At 35.4% G+C, this 6,771-nt stretch carries 4 protein-coding genes; all 4 read left to right on the top strand.

The window, feature by feature from the left end; translation table 11 throughout:
• Nucleotides 1-248 precede the first annotated feature (248 nt).
• The 4 genes from ACT9TX_RS14635 to ACT9TX_RS14620 all read left to right on the top strand — a co-directional run bounded on the left by ACT9TX_RS14635 (nucleotide 249) and on the right by ACT9TX_RS14620 (nucleotide 6,771).
• Nucleotides 249-851 (top strand): RNA polymerase sigma factor, encoded by a 603-nt coding sequence (locus ACT9TX_RS14635; RefSeq protein ID WP_481339359.1) that lies wholly within the window; start codon nucleotides 249-251, stop codon nucleotides 849-851.
• 88 nt (nucleotides 852-939) lie between these two features.
• Nucleotides 940-2,013, top strand: coding sequence for a FecR family protein (locus ACT9TX_RS14630; RefSeq protein WP_481339358.1), 1,074 nt, complete (start codon nucleotides 940-942; stop codon nucleotides 2,011-2,013).
• A 112-nt stretch (nucleotides 2,014-2,125) separates the two neighbouring features.
• Complete coding sequence (locus ACT9TX_RS14625; protein WP_481339356.1) at nucleotides 2,126-5,356, top strand: SusC/RagA family TonB-linked outer membrane protein; 3,231 nt, start codon at nucleotides 2,126-2,128, stop codon at nucleotides 5,354-5,356.
• A gap of 17 nt (nucleotides 5,357-5,373) precedes the next feature.
• Nucleotides 5,374-6,771, top strand: coding sequence for a RagB/SusD family nutrient uptake outer membrane protein (locus ACT9TX_RS14620; RefSeq protein WP_481339354.1), 1,398 nt, complete (start codon nucleotides 5,374-5,376; stop codon nucleotides 6,769-6,771).

Below are 6,771 nucleotides of genomic sequence, written 5' to 3'. Positions count from 1 at the left end.
TGAGTTTGATGAGTGTGGTAACTTTTAAACTCTTTTCGATGCTCACTTATTTTATAACTAGCAACTTGCGTTAATTACATATTCATTGTTGCAAGTTTAGTTTTTCGCATTTACAAAGAGGGTATTTCTATACCCTCTTTTTGTTTTGGCAGCAACCATTTTCAATTATTTGGTAATAGTTTATTAACACCAACAAAAAGCAAGTTCAGTACATCAAATACCTATTTTTGATTTTTCAAAGACATTTTGTGCAAAATACTCAACTCTCTACCAACATTTTCAGCAATTTCTCAAATGGAGATAAACATGCCTTTGCAATAATTTATAATCAATACCAACAAATTGTATTTAATAATATTGCTAAATTGATTGCTCAAGAACATGCAGTAGAAGATATTTTACAAGATGTATTTTTCAGACTTTGGGAAAACAGGCATAAGTTACAAGATGAGCAATCGGTAGCTGCATGGTTGTTCACGGTAAGTTATAACCTATCTATAAGCCACATTAGGCATATTATTAAAGAAAAAAAATACTTAGCTTTTAACGTAACAGATGCTGTAAATGAGCAATTGGGTACCAATGACATTACAGCAATGGGTGAGTTGAAAGAAAACATCATTGCAGATGCTATCAACCAATTACCTACCCGAAAAAAACTTGTTTTTGAGTTATGTAAACTACAAGGTAAAACCTATGCCGAAGCTGCTGCTATTATGGGTATTGCACCAGATACGGTTAAAGAGCATTTAACAATTGCTTTGAAATTTGTTAAATCTTATTCACGAAATAAATACACCACTGAAACTTTAGGTGCGTTGTCAATATTCAGTATTTATTTGCAAGTTTAATTTACCAATAAGTCTATCATTTCGATAACGATTTGGTAACAGTAATCATACCCCCCGTTTTTTTAGGTTCTGCGTTTTTACAATAACCATGAATCATATTTTAGCATTATTACAAAAACTTTGGAAAGGCAATATTGCACCCCACGAAGCAGATGCTTTAGATGAACTATTGAAAAGCGATGCTAAGAGCCTAAAGAGCGAATTGCAAGCACAATTTGATACAAAGCCAACCAGTGAAAAACACATACTAGTTAATAAAAAAGCTAACGAAATACTGATACAATTACTGGCAAAAATTAACGCACAAGAACAAGCAAAGGCAAAAGCTAAAGTAGTTACTATGCAACGCAAAACTATTTGGTACGCTGCCGTAGCTTTAGCAGCAGTTGTTATTGGGTTTCAATTATTTAATATTGGTGGGATTGGTAACAAACAATTGCTGACTAATAACATAACATCTAGCATTAACACACCTACTAATTTAACAGTGGTTACTAATACTACCGCAAGCAATATGCAGATAGTATTAGCCGATAAATCTATTGTTACCATTTATCCTAACACTAGCATTTCTTATTACGAAACATTTGCCGCTACACAACGCAATATTAGCCTATCAGGTAAGGCATATTTTAAAGTAGCAAAAGATAAAACAAAGCCATTTACAGTATATGCTGGTGGTATTGCTACTACAGCATTAGGTACACAGTTTACAGTTAGCACTTTGTTTAAAAATAAGGTAGAAGTAAAATTGTTTGAAGGGAAAGTAGTTGTTAAATCAGTTGATAAAAATACTTACGCTATTAACGATGTTTACTTGCTACCAGGTCAGATGGCAACTGCTACAAAACTTGCCCAAAGCTGTGCGGTAACTGCGTTTGATAATAATGCTATAGCAAAAAATAAGCAAGCTGCCGAACAAACAATTAATCACAACGAGGTAAGTTTAGTATTTAACAACGAACCATTGGAAAACGTAATTAAACAATTGAATAAGCTGTACAGCACTAAAATAAATTATACACAATCGCAAATAGCAGGGCTTTATTTTTCTGGTTCAGTATTAAAAACAGATAGTTTAAAAACCATTCTCAACATTATAGCCAATATGAACGGCTTGGTGTACGAAGAAGCTGGAGGCAAAATTTTCATTAAAAAATAGTCATAAAAATCACCGCTTTACAATAAGTGGCAAACGCATCAAAACTGCGTAATGCCAAACTATTGCCCAAAAACCAAAATAATTAATTATGCAACAATTAAAATGTACAACAATGAAAAAATGGCAATTGCTATTTAGCTGCTTTTTGCTGCTACTGGCAACCACAAAAGCACAAACAAATATTAGTCCCAATGTATCTGGTACAGTAACCACAGAAAGTGGTGAACTATTAAATGGGGTTTCAGTAAAGGTTGTATCAATAAATAACAAAACCACTATTGAAACCACCACAAACGAGAAAGGCATTTTCACAATTACTACACTAAAAGTGGGTACTGTATACAATTTTACATTTAGCTATGTTGGTTACGAAACAGGTTATGTAAAAGCATTTACGATAAAAGAAGGAAATGGTAATTCGCTATTGGTAAGGCTGAAACAAACAGCTTCTACATTAGACCAAGTTGTAGTGGTAGGTTATGGTACACAAAACAAAAGAGACGTGTCTACATCTGTATCATCTCTTAAAGCTACAGACATTAATAATTTCCCTGCAACTGGATTAGATAAAGCGCTTACAGGTAAGTTGGCAGGTATACAGGTATTACAGCCAGGCGGTGCACCTGGTGCAGGCATTGCTATACTAGTAAGGGGCAGGGGTACAATTACGGCTGGTAGCGATCCCTTGTATGTTGTAGATGGGGTGCCATTATCTGATAATAGTAGCGATGGGCCGGGGTTTAAAGTAAACCCATTAAACGCAATTAATGTGAACGATATAGAAAGTGTAGATATATTAAAAGATGCTTCCGCTTCGGCAATTTATGGTTCTAGAGGTTCTAATGGCGTGGTTATTATTACTACAAAAAGGGGTAAAAGAGATAAACCTACCATTGCTTTAAACAGCTACTACGGCACACAAGAAGCAAGCAAAAAAATTAAAATGATGGATGCCTACCAATACGCTGATTTAGTTTATGAAGCCCGTAATGCCACTTATTTTGATTTGTTAGCTGATAGAAACCTTACAGGTAGTGCAACAGATGATAATGCTACCCGAAAACTAAAATTAGGTGGTGCAGCTACTAATGATAATTTAAACTATTTAATGCCACCTGAAATATTCCCTTATTTAAATAAACAACAAGGGTTAGTTAATACAAATTGGCAAGACGAAATTTTTACCAAAGCCCCCATGCAAAACCACACAATTTCTGTAGCTGGCGGTTCCGAAAATGTAAAATATTATATATCTGGTAATTATTTAGATCAAAAAGGAATCGTTATCAATTCTGGCTACAAAAAATATGGCGGTAGAATAAATGTAGATGCCAACTACCAAAAACTAAAACTTGGTGCTAGCTTAAACTACAATTTTGGTATTTACAATTTTTTGCCAACCGAAGGTCGCTTTAATGATGCTACAGAAAACGTAATATCTGGTGCTTTAGCAGCAGCCCCGTTTTTTCCAGTATATAATACAGATGGCAGTTTTAATTTTGATCAATCAAGATGGCTGTATATGCAGTCTAATGCTAACAATCCTGTTGCTTTAGCAACGCAGAAAAAAGATAAAACGTTCGAGACAAAATTATTGTCAAACCTTTTTGCTGAATATGAGATTATTAAAGATTTAAAGTACAAAATATCTTTTGGTGCAGATATATCTAGCTACAAAAGAGATGCGTTTAGGCCATCAACATTACCCGATTTTGTTTTAAAATCTACCCCAAGTAACCCAATAGGCAATTATAGAACCAATGCTATTACCAACTGGACTATAGAAAATACACTTGCCTACAATAAAAAAATAGGGGAACATTCCATTAAAACAATAGCAGGCTTTTCTGCCCAAAAAGAACGCCAAGATGCATCAACTGTAACAGCTACTGGCTACCCTAACGATATTGTACAAACATTAAATGCCGCCACAACAATTACTGCATTTTCATCTACCATTAACGAATGGTCATTAATGTCAGGGTTAGCTAGGCTTCAATACAGTTTTAAAAATAAATACTTATTATCTGCTGCTTTACGAACAGATGGCTCATCTCGTTTTGGTAATCAAAACAAGTGGGGGTACTTCCCATCTGCTTCTGCCGCCTGGATTGTTAGCGACGAACAGTTTATGCAAACCATTAAAACCATCAGTTCTTTAAAAATAAGGGCGAGTTATGGTGTTACAGGTAATTTTCAAATAGGCAATTATGGGCCTTACGCGTTATTATCTGCCTCTAACTATGTTTTTGGTGCAAATAGTGGTACGCTAAATAATGGCTTGGCACAGGCTACCGCAAAAAATAATGAACTCGGTTGGGAAAAAACTTCTGCCATAAACCTAGGTTTAGAAATTGGTTTGTTTAAAGAAAAACTACATGCAACAATAGAAGTTTATAACAACAACACTAAAGACTTATTGCTAAATGTACCTGTGCCATTAAGCACTGGCTTTAGTACCAATTTAGTAAACATTGGTAAGGTAAACAATAGGGGCATTGAAGTAAGCCTTAGCAGTAATGTAAATATTGGCCGTGTAAAAATAACTAGTTCAGCCAATTATTCTAGAAATATAAACAAGGTAATTGATCTTGGCGGTGCTAATTCTATTATAACTAGAGCACAAGGGGTTGTAGATTTTATAACACAGGTAGGCAAGCCAATAGCCAATTTTTACACATTAGTACAAACAGGCATTTTTCAAGACCAGGCTGCATTGTCTGACCCTAAAAATGCAAAAGTAGCAGGTGCAAAACCTGGTGATTTTATGTACAAAGATGTAAATGGTGATGGTGTTATAGACAATACCAATGACAGGGAAATTAGCGGCAACTACATGCCAAAATTCACGTACGGTTTTTCTACCCAAATGCAATATAGCATTTTTGATTTAGGCGTTTCAATACAAGGCATATCTGGCAATACAATAGCCAACATTAACCAACGCCATATGAATAGTGCCGAGGGATTTGCTAATAACACCACCGAAATTTTAGACAGATGGCGTTCCGCCTCAGATCCAGGTAATGGTAGGGTTGCAAGAGCAAACAGAGCTCAAAGAGGTTTAAATGCAGTTATCTCCACTTATCATTTGTCAGATGGCTCTTACCTACGTTTCAGAGATATTACTTTAGGTATCACAATGCCACAAAAAATGCTTTTAAAAGCTAAAATTACCAACGCAAGGTTTTATATAACTGCACAAAACCCATTCACTTTTACAAAGTATAATAGCTATAACCCAGAAGTAAGTATTGAGTCGAATCCGCTAACACCAGGTGTCGATTATGGCTCTTATCCACTAGCTCGTTCATTTTTCTTTGGTTTAAACCTTACATTTTAATTTATAAAACTTAAACAATGAAGCACACAACAATTATAATAATTCTGCTTTGCATCATAGTTACTTCTTGCAAAAAAGACTTTTTAATACTTACCCCTCAATCGCAAGTAACAGATGTAGATTTTTATAAAAATACCAATGATATTGCACAAGCCATTACCGCTTCTTATGCTGCCTTACAAGCCACTAATATGTATGGTGACAGGTTTATAACATTAATGGAAACACGGTCGGATAATATAGAAGATATAAACCCCGGTGGTAATGCTGGCAGAGATTATAATATAGACGTATTTTTGGCAAAGGCAGATAATGGTGCTATTGGCGATGCATGGCTTGCTCTTTACAATGCAATTTCTAGATGTAATAATGTAATTGCAAACGTAAGTGTAGTAAGTAATGCCAGCCTTAAAACACAATATGAAGGTGAAGCTAGATTTTTAAGGGCATTGCATTATTTTAATATCGTAAGGCTTTGGGGCAATGCACCGTTGGTACTAAAACCTATTTTAGCAGCTGAAGCTAAACAGCAAGTGCGTAATACCAAACAAGAAATTTATACCTCCATTGAAGCAGATTTAAATGCAGCAATTGCAGCACTACCACCAACATTTACTGGCACCAACACTGGCAGGGCTACCCAAGGTGCAGCCAAAGCACTATTGGGTAAGGTGTTGCTTACACAGCAAAAATATACGCAGGCAGTAAACGTGTTAAAAGATCTTGTGCCCACTACTAATATATATGGATATAGGCTTTTGCCAAATGTTGCCGATGTGTTTAACGTGGCTAATAAAAACAACCAAGAGATAATATTTGCAGTTAAATACAATAAAGCCATTGTAGGGCAAGGCCATGGATTAAACCAATATTTTAATTCGCCATCATTAGATCCTTTACTCATGGCTGCTTATGGTAGTACCGATACCAGGAAAGACCTTCTAACCGCTGTAACCATTAACGGAACTAACAGACCTGTAAAAAAGTACCAAGATACTTTTGATCCATCAAACAACACCCTTGGCAACGACTACATTATCATAAGATATGCCGATGTATTATTGATGTATGCCGAGGCATTGAACGAAGTGAGCTACAATAGCACTGGTGAAGCATTTACTTACTTAAACGCTGTACGAACAAGGGCTAATGCTACCACTTTTACAAGTACAAACCTACCAGATCAACTTAGTTTTAGAACAGCAGTATTGCAAGAGAGAAGGTTAGAATTGCCGTTAGAATTGCAGCGTTGGTTTGATTTAATTAGAACAAACACAGCCATAAATGCCTTACAAAATTCTGGTTTAACCAAATTAACTATTCAGTCATTTCAATTTATTTATCCTGTGCCACAAGATGAGATAAATATTATGAACAACCCAACTGGCTTTCCTCAAAATCCCGGTTATAATTAA

Source organism: Parasediminibacterium sp. HNIBRBA5674, from assembly GCF_056745525.1.
Note: the sequence above shows the minus strand (reverse complement) of the source record. Positions and strands in the feature narration are given on the sequence as shown.

What these genes read in the sequence shown, in the direction of transcription:
- ACT9TX_RS14625 (WP_481339356.1), top strand. Translation starts at nt 2,126, where the DNA reads ATGAAAAAATGGCAATTGCTATTTAGCTGCTTTTTGCTGCTACTGGCA.
- ACT9TX_RS14620 (WP_481339354.1), top strand. Translation starts at nt 5,374, where the DNA reads ATGAAGCACACAACAATTATAATAATTCTGCTTTGCATCATAGTTACT.
- ACT9TX_RS14630 (WP_481339358.1), top strand. Translation starts at nt 940, where the DNA reads ATGAATCATATTTTAGCATTATTACAAAAACTTTGGAAAGGCAATATT.